Origin of the sequence: Pseudomonas sp. EA_35y_Pfl2_R111, assembly GCF_963970955.1 — a bacterium.
Classification (GTDB): Bacteria; Pseudomonadota; Gammaproteobacteria; order Pseudomonadales; family Pseudomonadaceae; genus Aquipseudomonas.
The window spans coordinates 359,197-372,872 of the sequence record NZ_CAXAOM010000004.1 but is presented as its reverse complement, the minus strand read 5'-3'; the positions used below and the strand labels follow the sequence as shown (position 1 = coordinate 372,872).

Below are 13,676 nucleotides of genomic sequence, written 5' to 3'. Positions count from 1 at the left end.
AAACCTCCGGAAATCAAAACGTGAAGCAAACGCAGATTGTAAAAAAGCGGGATGACGTATCAACCGTCACCCCGCTTTTTTATCTGATTCATTCTGCGCAACTTTAGTGGACACACTAAAGCAGGAAGCTTACAGGAAACTGCCTTTTTGGTCCACCGCCAGTTAAGCCTGAGACCCAGGCAAAAGGCATTCCTGCGACAGAATGTCTCAGGTGAGGCCCAGAACGTCCTGCATGTCGTACAGGCCTGGCTGACGCTGGCGCAGCCACAACGCAGCGCGCACAGCGCCTTTGGCGAAGGTCATACGGCTGGATGCCTTGTGGGTGATTTCCACGCGCTCGCCATCGGCAGCAAACAGCACGGTGTGATCACCGACCACATCACCAGCGCGCACCGTGGCAAAACCGATGGTTTCGCGCTCGCGCGCACCGGTCTGACCTTCACGACCATACACCGCGACTTTCTGCAGATCGCGCCCCAGGGCATTAGCCACTACCTCACCCATACGTAGGGCGGTGCCGGACGGCGCATCGACCTTGTGGCGGTGGTGGGCTTCGATGATCTCGATATCCACATCATCACCGAGCACCCGCGCCGCGGTGTCGAGTAATTTCAGGCAGAGATTGACACCGACGCTGAAGTTAGCGGCAAACACAATGGAAATCTGTTTGCCGGCCTCAGCCAGCAGCTGCTTTTCTTCCGGCGAAAACCCGGTAGTGCCTATCACCATGGCCTTGCCGGCCTGGCGGCAGATTTCCAGGTTTTTCAGGGTGACCGACGGGTGAGTGAAGTCGATCAGCACATCAAATTGATCGAGCACCGCAGTCAGATCGCCGGACAGATTGACGCCAATCTTGCCCTGCGCCACCAGCTCACCGACATCCGCGCCAACCAGGCTGCTGTCGGCACGATCAATCGCCGCGCTCAGGCTTGCGCCATCGACCAGCTGCACGGCTTCGATAAGGGTCTTGCCCATGCGCCCGGCGGCGCCCATCACAGCAATACGTTGCATAGCTATCAGCTCCAAGCTATCGCCACAGACTGCAGCCGCCGCTTAGCGACCGCGCAGCCTGTCAGCGGGATTTACAGGTCGCCAAAGAAGCGCTTAACGCCTTCGAACCAGCCATTGGCCTTCGGCGAATGCGAGCTGTCGCCTTCTAGGGTCTTGCGGAACTCGTCGAGCAGTTCGCGCTGACGCTTGCCCAGGTTGACCGGAGTTTCCACCGCCACCTTGCACATCAGATCACCGGCACCGCCGCCACGCACTGGGGCAACGCCCTTGCCACGCAGGCGGAACATCTTGCCGGTTTGCGTGCCTTCTGGAATTTTCAGCTTGACCCGGCCATCTAGAGTCGGCACTTCCAGCTCTCCGCCCAGGGCCGCATCGGCAAAGCTGATTGGCACTTCGCAGTACAGGTGCTTGCCGTCGCGCTGGAAGATCGCGTGCTCACGCACATTCACGACCACGTAAAGATCGCCAGCCGGACCACCCATGGCACCCGCCTCGCCTTCGCCAGACAGACGAATGCGGTCACCGGTATCGACGCCCGCCGGGACTTTCACCGACAGGGTCTTGTGTTCCTCTACCCGGCCATGGCCGTGGCAGGAGCCGCAAGGGTCGGTGATCATCTTGCCGCTGCCGTGGCAACGCGGGCAGGTCTGCTGCACCGAGAAGAAGCCCTGTTGCATGCGCACCTGACCAATACCGCCACAGGTGGTACAGGTCACCGGCGTGGTGCCCTTCTTCGCGCCCGAACCATCGCAAGGCTTGCAATTGACCAGAGTCGGTACACGAATGGTCACCGTAGTGCCACGCACCGCTTCTTCCAGGTCCAGCTCCAGAGTGTAGCGCAGGTCACTACCGCGCTGTGCGCCGCCCCGCTGCCCACCGCGACCACCACCGCCGAAGAAATCACTGAATACATCACCGAAGATATCGGAGAAATTCGCCCCACCCGGGCCGCCTCCACCGCCACCCATCTGCGGGTCGACACCGGCGTGCCCGTACTGATCGTAGGCCGAACGCTTGGCCGCATCGGAGAGCACCTCGTAAGCCTCGTTGGCTTCCTTGAACTTCTCTTCCGAGGCCTTATCGTCAGGATTACGGTCCGGGTGATACTTCATGGCCAGACGGCGGTAGGCTTTTTTCAGCTCCGCTTCGCTGGCACCGCGCTCGACACCGAGCACCTCGTAAAAATCGCGTTTAGCCATAAGTCTTCAACACCTTTAAATCGTCTACTCCAGACACGCCAACGCGGGAGCAAGCTCCCGCGCGGCGGATCATGCCGAACGCGACTCGCGTCACGCCCGGCCAGAGCGGCATAAGCTTGCGCCTATTTATTTGTTGTCTTTGACCTCTTCGAACTCAGCGTCGACCACGTCGTCGCCTGCGTCCGTGGCTTGCTCAGCATCCGGAGCTTGGGCGCCCGGCTGAGGCTGCTCGGCGTACATCTTCTGCGCAAGGGGTGCGGTCACTTCGGACAGCGCAGCCATCTTGGCGTCGATTTCAGCCTTGTCGTCGCCCTTGATCGCCACTTCCAGCGCGCTCAATGCGGTTTCGATGGCAGTCTTCTCGTCCGCGGTAGCTTTGTCGCCCGCCTCAGTGATCATCTTGCGGGTGGCGTGCACCAGTTGATCGCCTTGGTTACGTGCGGTTGCCAGCTCTTCGAACTTGCGGTCTTCCTCGGCGTTGGCCTCGGCGTCACGCACCATCTGCTGAATTTCCTCCTCAGACAGACCAGAGTTGGCCTTGATCACGATGGACTGAGTCTTGCCGGTGGCCTTGTCTTTCGCGCCAACGTGCAGGATGCCGTTGGCATCGATATCGAAGGTTACTTCGATCTGCGGTACACCACGCGGAGCCGGCGGAATCTCGGCCAGATCGAATTTGCCCAGGGACTTGTTACCGCTGGCTTGCTTGCGCTCGCCCTGCAGCACGTGAATGGTCACGGCGCCCTGGTTATCGTCGGCAGTCGAGAACACTTGCGATTTCTTGGTCGGAATCGTGGTGTTTTTCTCGATCAGCGCAGTCATCACGCCGCCCATGGTTTCGATACCCAGAGTCAGCGGTGACACGTCGAGCAGCAACACATCTTTGACGTCGCCGGCCAGTACCGCGCCCTGGATAGCAGCGCCCATGGCCACAGCTTCGTCCGGGTTAACGTCTTTACGCGCTTCTTTACCGAAGAAATCGGTGACCAGCTTCTGCACCAGCGGCATGCGGGTCTGACCGCCGACCAGGATCACGTCGTTGATCGCACCGATGTCGATACCGGCATCTTTCAACGCGATACGGCAAGGTTCGATGGTGCGCTGCACCAGGTCTTCAACCAGCGATTCCAGCTTGGCGCGGGAGATCTTCACGTTCAGGTGCTTCGGACCGGTGGCATCTGCAGTGATATACGGCAGGTTCACGTCGGTCGACTGGCTCGAGGACAGCTCGATCTTGGCTTTTTCAGCGCCTTCTTTCAGGCGCTGCATGGCCAGCGGGTCACCCTTGAGGTTCATACCGCTTTCTTTCTTGAATTCGTCAACGAGGTAGTCGATCAGACGAATGTCGAAGTCTTCACCGCCGAGGAAGGTGTCACCGTTGGTGGCCAACACTTCGAACTGGTGCTCCCCGTCAACTTCAGCGATTTCGATCACCGAAACGTCGAAGGTACCGCCACCCAGGTCATAGACGATCACGGTGTGATCGCCCTTGGCCTTGTCCATACCGTAGGCCAGAGCGGCTGCGGTCGGCTCGTTGATGATGCGTTTGACGTCCAGACCGGCAATACGGCCGGCGTCTTTAGTGGCCTGACGCTGGCTGTCGTTGAAGTAGGCCGGCACGGTGATCACCGCTTCGGTCACTGGCTCGCCGAGGTAGTCTTCGGCGGTCTTCTTCATCTTCTTGAGGATTTCAGCCGAGATTTGTGGCGGTGCCATTTTCTGGCCGTTCACTTCAACCCAAGCGTCGTTGTTGTCAGCTTTGACAATCTTGTACGGGACCATCTGAATGTCTTTCTGCACGACATCTTCGTCAAAACGACGACCGATCAGACGCTTCACCGCGTACAGGGTGTTGTGCGGATTGGTCACCGCCTGACGTTTGGCCGATTGGCCAACGAGGATTTCACCATCGTTGGCATAGGCGATGATCGATGGCGTGGTGCGAGCGCCTTCGGCGTTCTCGATGACCTTGACGCTGCCGTTTTCCAGAATAGAGACGCAGGAGTTGGTGGTCCCCAGGTCGATACCAATAATTTTGCCCATCTTCACTCTCCCGAAACTTTGATAATCCCGCCGCTGATCGTTGTCAGCGGCGGTAGCACTAAAACGCTTGACTGTTTAATGGGGGCAGCTCGGCGAATTTCAAGCCTGCTCATCGATCGATGGCGGCGCTTCCACCGGCGCCTTGCTGACCACCACCATGGCGGGGCGCAGCAGGCGACCATTGAGCATGTAGCCCTTCTGGAACACCTTGAGCACGCTGTTAGGCTCGACGCTGGTGCTTTCCTGCATCGCCATCGCCTGATGGTGCTCGGCGTTGAACGGCGCGCCATGCGGGTCAATGGCTTCCAACTGGTGACGCTTGAGGGTGTCGCTGAACAGCTTGAGCGTCAGCTCCATGCCCTCACGTACAGCCTTGATCGCCTCATCATCCGGATTCGACAGCTCAAGGCCGCGCTCCAGGCTATCCACCACCGGCAACAGGTCGTTGGCGAATTTCTCCAGAGCAAATTTGTGCGCTTTCTCTACATCCTGCTCGGCGCGGCGGCGCACGTTCTGCAGATCGGCAGCCATGCGCAGCGACTGATCCTGCGCAGTGGCCAGTTGCTCTTCCAGCGCTTGCACGCGGGCAACCAGGTCATCGCCCGCAGCCGCTTCGGCAGCTGTTTGTACATCGGGGTTCTGCGTATCCAGGGTCTGTTCGTCAGCCATGCGTCTCTCCTCTTATAAATCCGACGCGAGCCTCAACTCACGTACCTGACCGCTATATGGGGTCAAAAAATGTGGTTTCAAGGACAACAGACGGATTGTCAGCCCACAAAAAAACACTGTATAAATAACCAGACATGAACTTGGGAGGCCCTCGCCATGCTGGTGCACCTGTCCGTACACAACTACGCCATCGTTGAACACCTTGATCTAGAGCTGGACGCCGGCATGAGCGTAATCAGCGGGGAAACTGGCGCCGGCAAGTCGATCATGCTCGACGCCCTTGGCCTGACCCTGGGTGATCGCGCCGACAGCGGCGTAGTGCGCCCCGGTGCGGACAAGGCGGACATCCTCGCCAGCTTCGACCTGCACGACATCCCCGAAGCCCGCGCCTGGCTGGCCGAGCGCGATCTGGACAATGACGGCCCGTGCATCCTGCGCCGAGTGATCACCGCCGAAGGCCGCTCGCGTGGCTATATCAACGGCTCACCCTGCCCGCAGGGTGACCTCAAGGCCCTCGGCGAGCTGCTGATCGACATCCACAGCCAGCATGAACACCAATCCCTGCTCAAGCCTGAGACCCACCGCCGCCTGCTCGACGAATACGCCGGTAGCCAGGAACTGGCGCGCCAGGTGCAGCTCGCGGCGCAGCGCTGGAAGCAGACCAAGAATGAGCTGGAACGGGTTTCCAGCATCGGCGACGAACAGCGCGCCCGTCATCAGTTGCTCAGCTACCAGCTGGAAGAACTCGACAACCTGGCACTCGGCGAAGATGAGCTGGACAACCTGGAGCAGGAACACAAAAACCTGACCAACGCCGAAAGCCTGCTCAGCGCCTGCCGCCTGGTAATCGAGCAGTGCAGCGAGAATGACGCTGGCAACGTACTGTCCGCCCTGACCAGCAGCCTTAACCGCCTCGGCGCTTTCCAGGGCCAACCCGGCGCACTGAGCGAAGCCACCAACCTGCTGGCCAGCGCGCAAATCCAGGTAGAAGAAGCCGTCGGTGAGTTGAACCGCTTTCTTGACCATTTCGACGCCGACCCTGAACGCCTGCGGCAGATGGAAGAACGCCTGGACGCGATCTACACCCTGGCGCGCAAGCACCGCATCCAGCCAACCGAGCTGGGCGCCATGCAGCAACAGCTGTTCGAAGAACTGGAAAGCCTCAACGCCGACGACCAGGCCGCCGAACGCCTGAGCGACGAACTGGCCGCCTTCGAACGGCATTACCAGGAAAAAGCAGCGGAGCTCAGTACCCTGCGCAATAACGCGGCCAGCCAACTGGCCACTGCTGTCGAGCAGGAAATGCAGACGCTGGGCATGCCCGGCGGGCGTTTCAATATCAAACTCAGCGCCAACAGCAACAGCGAACCGCACCCCAACGGCCTGGAGCAGCTGGAGTTTCTGGTCAGCGCCAACCCTGGCCAGCCGTTGAAGGCCCTGGCCAAGGTCGCCTCGGGCGGTGAGTTGTCGCGCATCAGCCTGGCAATTCAGGTGATCACCGCGCAAACCTCGCGAGTGCCGACCCTGGTCTTCGATGAAGTCGACGTCGGCATCGGCGGCCCTACCGCCGAAGTAGTCGGCCAGTTACTGCGCCGCCTCGGCGAACGCGGCCAGGTACTCACCGTCACTCACCTGCCGCAGGTTGCAGCGCAAGGGCATCAGCACCTGTTCGTGCACAAGGTGCGCGAAAGCGATGCCACCCGCACCGCTGTGAGCAAATTGAGCCCGGCGCAGCGAGTCGAGGAAATCGCCCGCATGCTCGGCGGCGTTGACCTCACCGAGGAATCCCTGGCCCACGCCCGGCAAATGGTCGGTAGCGCTCAGGCCTGATTCAGCGCCGCGCAGAAAGCACAAAGGCGACCCTAGGGTCGCCTTTGTTATGCCTGCATCAATCAGGTTTTCTTGCGCACATACAGCACCAGATTGTGATCAACCAACTCGAAACCGTGCTCTTTGACGATTTCTTTCTGGCGCCTCTCAATCTCGGCATCGAAGAACTCGATCACGTCACCGGAGTCGACACAAACCATATGGTCGTGATGACCGCTGTCCGCCAATTCGAAGACCGCATGACCGCCATCGAAGTTATGACGAACCACCAGACCGGCTGCTTCAAACTGGGTCAGTACGCGGTACACAGTTGCCAAACCTACGTCGTCACCCGCCTCCATCAGCGCCTTGTAGACATCTTCAGCACTCATATGACGCTGACCGGCGTGGTCGAGCATTTGCAGTATCTTGACCCGTGGCAGGGTCACTTTCAGGCCAGCCTTGCGTAGTTCGCTATTTTCAACCATGGTCTGCTTTCTCACGGAAGCGGCTTCGCAGCTTCCTTTATTGCGGGTATGATCCGGGGTTATATTGCCCAGCCAAGATAGTGGAAGTCGCCCACCGATGCAAAAAACCAAACTCCTGCTGACCAGCCTCACCCTTACGGGGCTACTCGCACTCGCCGGTTGTTCATTCCCCGGGGTTTATAAAATCGACATCCAACAGGGCAATGTCGTCACGCAGGACATGATAGACCAGTTGCGGCCGGGAATGACCCGCAAGCAAGTGCGGTTTATCATGGGCAACCCCCTGCTCACCGACACCTTCCACGCCAATCGCTGGGACTACCTGTACAGCATTCAGCCGGGCGGCGGTCAACGCCTGCAGGAGCGCGTCAGCGTGAATTTCAATGCTGAGGATCAGCTGGTCGGTCTGTCTGGCGACTTCATGCCAGGCGTGAGCCGCGACCAGGCCATTCTGGGTGAAGACAGCGGCGTTACAACGCCGCAAACCACTCAGCAGCCGCAGGTTGAAGAGAAACCCGCCCCGGGATCGCTGCTTGAACAGATTCAGCGCGAAGTGGACGACGTGAAAGTCGTGCCAGTGCCGACGCCAGAGCCCCTGGAAAGCACCCCGCAGTAAAATTTACTGATAAAAAGCCCGGACATGTCCGGGCTTTTTTACGCCTGCACCTCTGCAAGCCACGCTTTCAACACTTACTGTGCGGCGTCTTCGGCCTTGGCTTGCGCCGCTTTGGCCGCACGTTGCTTGCGCACCTCTTTCGGGTCAGCAATCAGCGGCCGATAGATCTCTACTCGCTCCCCCTCTTCCAGCACGCGATCATCGGGCTTGCTCACCGCCTTGCCGAAAATGCCCAGCGGACTGTTGTGCAGATCCAAGTCGGGAAAATGCGCCTGCATTCCAGACTGCACCGCCGCCTGACGCACCGTGGTGCCATAAGGCAGACTCAACCGCAGCAGCTTCTGTTTGTCGGCTAGGGCGTAGACCACCTCAACCACGATGTTTGGCTTATCCATAAAGCTGCTTGGCCCTTTGGCAGAAGGCATCAACCAAGGTATTGGTGGCCTGATTGAACAGCGGCCCGAGGGTTGCCCGTACCAGCGGCCCGGCGTAGTCGAAGGTCAGATCGAGGCTGATCTTGCAGGCCTTGTCGCCCAGCGCCTTGAATTCCCAATGCCCATACAGCTGAGTAAACGGCCCCTCGACCAGGGTCAGTTTGATCAGCTCACCCGGCACTAGGGTGTTGGCCGTGACAAAGCGCTGGCTCAAGCCGCCCTTGGCCACTGCCAGACTGGCACGCATATGCGTGTCGCTTGATTCAAGCACTTCGCTGGCCGAGCACCAGGGCAGAAATTGCGGATAGCTGGCCACATCATTGACCAGATCAAACAACGCACGCGCCGGATAAGGCAACAGCGCCGAACGCTGAATATGAGTACTCATAACCCAACCACTTGGCTAAACAGGATGCAGGCGATCATTTGCTCAGCTCTGCGACAAATACGATCAGCACGCCAATTGGCGCGACCACACGAATCAACCAGTACACCACGCTGAACAGCAGCGGGCTTTTCATCGCCAGCTCTTCACGCACCGCCTCACGTTTGAGCACCCAGCCGGCGAATATGGCGAACGCCAGGCCACCGAACGGCAACAGAATACGACTGGTCAGGTAATCAATGGTGTCGAAGAAATTCCGCCCACCTTCTGCCCCCCACTGGAACAGGTGGAAACCATCCTCGCCAAAGACAAAGAACTTCGCCTCAGCCCCCAGGTTAAACGACAGCACCGTACCCATGCCGACTACCCAGCAGAGGAACGCCAGCACGCTGGTCACCAGCACCCGGCTGCGCTTAGTGCGCTCGACCAAATAGGCCACCGCCGGCTCGAGCATGGAGATCGACGAAGTCCAGGCAGCGATCAGCACTAGGATAAAGAAAAGCGTGCCCATCACCTGGCCAAAGGCGATATTGCCGAACGCCACCGGCAGGGTGACAAACATCAGCCCCGGACCTGCGCCTGGCTCAAGGCCACCGGCGAAGACGATGGGGAACAGCGCCATACCGGCCGTGAGAGCCACCAGGGTATCGAGAATGCCAACGGTGAGAATGGTGCCGCCAATCGAAGCGCTCTTCGGCATATATGAGCCGTAGACCATGATCGCGCCTACACCGACGCTCAGGGTGAAGAAGGCATGGCCCATGGCGGCTAGCACGCCATCAAGCACGCGGTCCGGCTGAAAATCGAAGAGAAAGTGGAAGCCCTGCATAAAGTGCCCGGTGGTCATGCTGTAACCCAGCAGCACCAGTAACAGCACAAACAGCAGCGGCATCATGATGCGCAGGCTGCGTTCAAGACCAGCCACAACGCCACGGGCGATAACAAAGCCGGTCAGCAGCATAAACAAGGTATGCCACAGGGTCAGTCGCCATGGGTCAGCCGTCAGCGCACCAAACGCCGCGCCAGCGCCCTCGGCACTGACCCCAGCAAACTGGCCACCGCCCATGCTGAGGATGTAGTCCAGCGACCAGCCTGCCACCACGCTATAGAAAGACAGAATCAACAGAGCAGCAACCATCCCCACCAGCGCGGCCCAGGACCATTTCGGCGAGGCGCCTGACTCAATGGCCAGGGTCTTGAGGGTATTCACCGGGCTCTGCCGACCGCGTCGACCGATCAGGGTTTCGGCGAGCATGATCGGCAAGCCGACCATAAAGATGCATACCAGGTACATCATCACGAAAGCCCCACCGCCGTACATGCCGGTCATATAGGGAAACTTCCAGATATTGCCCAAACCAACTGCCGAACCGGTCGCAGCCAGAATAAACACCCAACGGCTGGCCCAGGCACCGTGTATCGAAACCTTATCGTTCGCCATGCTCGGCTAGCCCGCTCTATTGAAAAAGATCGCGCATTGTCGGGGATTCGCCAGGGCGGCTCAAGCGCAGCCGGCGCCGCGCTGCATCAGACGCCCAGCGAAGCTGATTTTGCCCTACCGCACATAGCGCCCGCGCCAGTGACTCCCTATAATGCGCGCCCTATGGCTAAACAAAAGAAACACCCGCAAGGCACCATCGCGCAAAACAAGAAGGCGATGCACGACTACTTCGTCGAATCCAGGTTCGAGGCAGGCTTGGTCCTGGCCGGCTGGGAAGTGAAAAGTCTGCGCGCCGGTAAGGCCCAGTTGGTCGACAGCTATGTGCTGCTGAAAAACGATGAGGCCTGGCTGATGGGTTGCCACATCACCCCATTGACGGCGGCCAGCACCCATGTGATTGCCGACCCAACGCGTACCCGCAAGCTGCTGCTGAACAAGCGCGAGTTGGACAAGTTGTTCGGCGCCGTACAGCAGAAAGGCTATGCCTGCGTGGCCCTGTCGATTTACTGGAAGGCGCACCTGATCAAGTGCGAGATTGCCCTGGCCAAGGGCAAGAAGGACTTCGACAAACGCCACACCGAGAAAGAACGTGACGCCGACCGCGAAGTGCAGCGCGCGATGCGCAGCAAAGGCAAAGACGAGTAAGCGAGCCTGTTAAACGAAAACGCCCCGCAGATGCGGGGCGTTTTCGTTGCAGCGCTCGACCCAGAACCTGTTTAACGTCTTTCGAGCTAGAGCCATGCAAGGCAAAAACAGGCAAGGAAGCGGAGTTTACTGATGTAAATGAGCATTCAGAGCCTGTTTTTAACGCAGCAGGGCCGACGCGCAGCAGGCGTTAGACAGGTTCTTAGCGCAACTCGCTAAACGCCAGCTTGACGCCCAACCCGACCAGCACCGCCCCCATCAACCGATCGAACCAGTGCCCCATGCGCGCGAAACCGGCACGCACGCGCTGGTGGCTGAACAGCTGCGCGACCATGCAGAACCACAGCGCCGTGGCCACCGCTAGATAAACGCCGTAGCCCGCCTGCACCGGCAGCGGCGTATGCGGGTTGATCACCACGGTAAACAGCGACAGGAAGAACAGCGTAGCCTTGGGGTTCAGGCCATTGGTTACAAAGCCTGCAACAAAGGCTGCACGCGGCGAGCGCTCACCTTCATCCAGGCTCAACTCGGCATCGCTCGAGCTTGCCGGTTTGGCCCGCAATGCCCTGATACCGATGTACAGCAGGTAAGCCGCCGCCAGCCACTTCAGGGCGTTGAACAGCACAATCGATTGCGACACGATCAAGCCGATACCCAGCAGCGAATAGGCCACATGGATAAAGATCCCACAGCCCACGCCAATCGCGCTAAAGATGCCTGCACGCCGCCCATGCGCGACACTCTCGCGCACCACAATCGCGAAATCCGGGCCAGGGCTGGCCACAGCCAGCAAGTGGATCAGGGCCACAGCTAAAAACTCGGTCCAGTACATGGGGCGGCTCCGCGACGTCGAAATGATTCTGTTAGGCTCGCCACCTTACTCCCCGCCCAAACCCGCAGGATAGATACAGCTGATGAGTAACAGTCACCGCGCCGCCTTTCTCGACCACAGCTCACTCGACTTGGGCGACCTTGACCTGTCCAACCTGAACGCCTGCTTTGCCGACCTGCAGCTGTATCCGCACAGCACCCAGGCGCAAACTATCGAGCGCTTACAGTGCGCGCAGGTGGCGATCAGCAACAAGGTGCCGCTGAATGCCGAGGTGTTCGCCGCCTGTCCAGATCTGAAGCTGGTGCTGGTGGCCGCCACCGGGACTAACCCGATTGACCTGACTGCCGCCCGCGCCCATGGCGTAACCGTGTGCAACTGCCAGGGTTACGGCACGCCATCGGTGGCGCAACACACACTGATGCTGCTATTGGCCCTGGCCACGCGCCTACCCGATTACCAGCAGGACGTTCGCGCCGGCCGCTGGCAGCAGGCGCAGCAGTTCTGTCTGCTCGATTACCCGATCGTCGAGCTGCACGGCAAAACCCTCGGCCTGCTCGGTCATGGCGAGCTGGGCGGCGCAGTCGCAAAACTGGCAGAGGCCTTTAGCATGCGCGTGCTGCTCGGTCAGCTGCCAGGTCGACCGCGTCGAGCCGACCGCCTGCCACTGGATGTACTGCTGCCCCAGGTCGATGCCCTGACCCTGCATTGCCCGCTGAACAGCGACACCCTGAACCTGATCGATGCCCGCGAGCTCAGCCTGATGAAGCCCACGGCCTTTCTGATCAATACCGCCCGCGGCGGCCTGATCAACGAGCAGGCCCTGGCCGACGCATTACGTGCAGGCCACCTGGGCGGCGCGGCAACCGATGTGCTGACCCAGGAACCGCCGAAAGACGGCAACCCACTGCTCGCCGCCGATATTCCAAGGCTGATCATCACCCCACACAGCGCCTGGGGCAGCCGCGAAGCGCGGCAACGCATCGTCGGCCAGCTCAGTGAAAACGCTTTGGCATTCTTCAACGGCACGCCCATGCGCGTTGTCAGCTAAGCTACGCGACTTTTTTCCAGGAGCGCTTATGGACCCGCGAAGCGAAGTACTGCTGCGCCAGGCCGAACTCTTCAACGGCCCGCTGCTGCTTGCCGGCTTGCCGGCGGATGACCTGCTCGGCCAACTCCCCGAGGCACACGGCTGGAGCTGGCATGCTGGCGAGCACGCGCTGCTGGATGCCCGCTTCAGCAATCGCTGCCACTTTGGCACTCAACCTAGCGAACGCGACTTCCAGGCAGCCGTGCTGTTTCTACCAAAATCCCGCGAGCTGACCGAGTACCTGCTCAATGCCCTGGCGGCACGCCTGAATGGCCGTGAACTGTTTCTGGTCGGCGAAAAACGCGCGGGCATCGAGCGCGCAGCCAAGCAGTTGGCAACCTTTGGTCAAGCACGCAAGCTCGACAGCGCGCGGCACTGCCAGCTCTGGCAAGTACGGGTTGAGCACGCACCGGCCACGCCGGATCTGCACAGCCTGGCGCAACGCTACGAGTTAGCCCTGGCCGACGGCCCCCTGCAGGTACTCAGCCTGCCGGGCGTATTCAGCCACGGTCGCCTGGACGTCGGCAGCGCGCTGTTGCTTGAACACCTAGACGGCTTGCCCAGCGGGCATATCCTGGATTTCGGCTGTGGAGCAGGCGTACTCGGCGCGGCGCTGAAACGCCGCTACCCGGATAGCCAGCTCACCCTGCTGGACGTGGACGCCTTCGCCGTTGAAAGCAGCCGCCTGACCTTGGCCGCCAATGGCCTGCAGGCCGATGTCATCAATGGTGACGGCATCGATGCGGCGCCTACGGGCCTGAGTGCGATCCTTAGCAACCCGCCCTTTCACCAGGGCGTGCACACTCACTACCAGGCCACCGAACACCTGCTGCGCCAGGCCAGCCAGCACCTGGCCAACGAAGGCGAATTGCGACTGGTCGCCAACAGCTTTCTTAAATACCCTCCACTGATCGAACAGCACCTCGGTCCCTGCCAGACCCTCGCCGACGCCACAGGCTTTCGCATCTACCGCGCCTGCAAAGGCTAAACGGCGCTTGCCCTATCAGGGATGCGCGG

Annotated in this window: 14 protein-coding genes; 5 read left to right on the top strand and 9 right to left on the bottom strand. The window is 60.1% G+C overall.

Annotated elements, in window-relative coordinates; genetic code table 11:
- Positions 1-207: 207 nt before the first annotated feature.
- From dapB to grpE, 4 genes are all read right to left on the bottom strand, one after another.
- On the bottom strand, positions 208-1,011 hold the full coding sequence (gene dapB, locus AACY25_RS17225) for a 4-hydroxy-tetrahydrodipicolinate reductase (RefSeq protein ID WP_339526170.1): 804 nt from the start codon (positions 1,009-1,011) through the stop codon (positions 208-210).
- A 71-nt stretch (positions 1,012-1,082) separates the two neighbouring features.
- Complete coding sequence (dnaJ, locus tag AACY25_RS17220; protein WP_339526169.1) at positions 1,083-2,210, bottom strand: molecular chaperone DnaJ; 1,128 nt, start codon at positions 2,208-2,210, stop codon at positions 1,083-1,085.
- Positions 2,211-2,336: 126 nt separating this feature from the next.
- Positions 2,337-4,253 (bottom strand): molecular chaperone DnaK, encoded by a 1,917-nt coding sequence (gene dnaK, locus AACY25_RS17215; RefSeq protein ID WP_339526167.1) that lies wholly within the window; start codon positions 4,251-4,253, stop codon positions 2,337-2,339.
- A 99-nt stretch (positions 4,254-4,352) separates the two neighbouring features.
- Complete coding sequence (gene grpE / locus AACY25_RS17210; protein WP_339526166.1) at positions 4,353-4,922, bottom strand: nucleotide exchange factor GrpE; 570 nt, start codon at positions 4,920-4,922, stop codon at positions 4,353-4,355.
- Between the two features lie 156 nt (positions 4,923-5,078).
- Between grpE and recN the strand changes: the two genes are divergently transcribed.
- Complete coding sequence (gene recN / locus AACY25_RS17205; RefSeq protein WP_339526165.1) at positions 5,079-6,752, top strand: DNA repair protein RecN; 1,674 nt, start codon at positions 5,079-5,081, stop codon at positions 6,750-6,752.
- Between the two features lie 62 nt (positions 6,753-6,814).
- Here the strand turns inward: recN and fur are convergent, their stop codons facing one another.
- Positions 6,815-7,219, bottom strand: a complete 405-nt coding sequence (fur, locus tag AACY25_RS17200; RefSeq protein ID WP_090375878.1) for a ferric iron uptake transcriptional regulator — start codon at positions 7,217-7,219, stop codon at positions 6,815-6,817.
- A 97-nt stretch (positions 7,220-7,316) separates the two neighbouring features.
- Between fur and AACY25_RS17195 the strand changes: the two genes are divergently transcribed.
- Positions 7,317-7,835 (top strand): outer membrane protein assembly factor BamE, encoded by a 519-nt coding sequence (locus AACY25_RS17195; protein ID WP_339526162.1) that lies wholly within the window; start codon positions 7,317-7,319, stop codon positions 7,833-7,835.
- Between the two features lie 74 nt (positions 7,836-7,909).
- Here AACY25_RS17195 and AACY25_RS17190 read toward each other — a convergent pair whose 3' ends face one another.
- From AACY25_RS17190 to AACY25_RS17180, 3 genes are read right to left on the bottom strand one after another with little or no spacing between them, the layout of a single operon-like run.
- Positions 7,910-8,230, bottom strand: coding sequence for an RnfH family protein (locus AACY25_RS17190; RefSeq protein WP_339526161.1), 321 nt, complete (start codon positions 8,228-8,230; stop codon positions 7,910-7,912).
- Complete coding sequence (locus tag AACY25_RS17185) at positions 8,223-8,657, bottom strand: type II toxin-antitoxin system RatA family toxin (protein ID WP_275961702.1); 435 nt, start codon at positions 8,655-8,657, stop codon at positions 8,223-8,225. Before AACY25_RS17185 ends, AACY25_RS17190 begins: the two co-directional genes overlap by 8 nt.
- 34 nt (positions 8,658-8,691) lie before the next feature.
- Complete coding sequence (locus tag AACY25_RS17180) at positions 8,692-10,095, bottom strand: sodium-dependent transporter (RefSeq protein WP_339526159.1); 1,404 nt, start codon at positions 10,093-10,095, stop codon at positions 8,692-8,694.
- A 162-nt stretch (positions 10,096-10,257) separates the two neighbouring features.
- On the opposite strand from AACY25_RS17180, the gene smpB reads away from it, so the two are divergent.
- Complete coding sequence (gene smpB, locus AACY25_RS17175; RefSeq protein ID WP_339414484.1) at positions 10,258-10,740, top strand: SsrA-binding protein SmpB; 483 nt, start codon at positions 10,258-10,260, stop codon at positions 10,738-10,740.
- A gap of 202 nt (positions 10,741-10,942) precedes the next feature.
- Here smpB and AACY25_RS17170 read toward each other — a convergent pair whose 3' ends face one another.
- Complete coding sequence (locus tag AACY25_RS17170) at positions 10,943-11,572, bottom strand: LysE family translocator (RefSeq protein ID WP_170049089.1); 630 nt, start codon at positions 11,570-11,572, stop codon at positions 10,943-10,945.
- An 82-nt stretch (positions 11,573-11,654) separates the two neighbouring features.
- On the opposite strand from AACY25_RS17170, the gene AACY25_RS17165 reads away from it, so the two are divergent.
- Together AACY25_RS17165 and AACY25_RS17160 are read left to right on the top strand one after the other, a co-directional pair.
- Entirely contained in the window at positions 11,655-12,620 is a 966-nt protein-coding gene (locus AACY25_RS17165; RefSeq protein ID WP_339526158.1) for a 2-hydroxyacid dehydrogenase, read from the top strand.
- Between the two features lie 28 nt (positions 12,621-12,648).
- Positions 12,649-13,647, top strand: a complete 999-nt coding sequence (locus tag AACY25_RS17160; protein ID WP_339526157.1) for a class I SAM-dependent methyltransferase — start codon at positions 12,649-12,651, stop codon at positions 13,645-13,647.
- Positions 13,648-13,676: the final 29 nt, after the last annotated feature.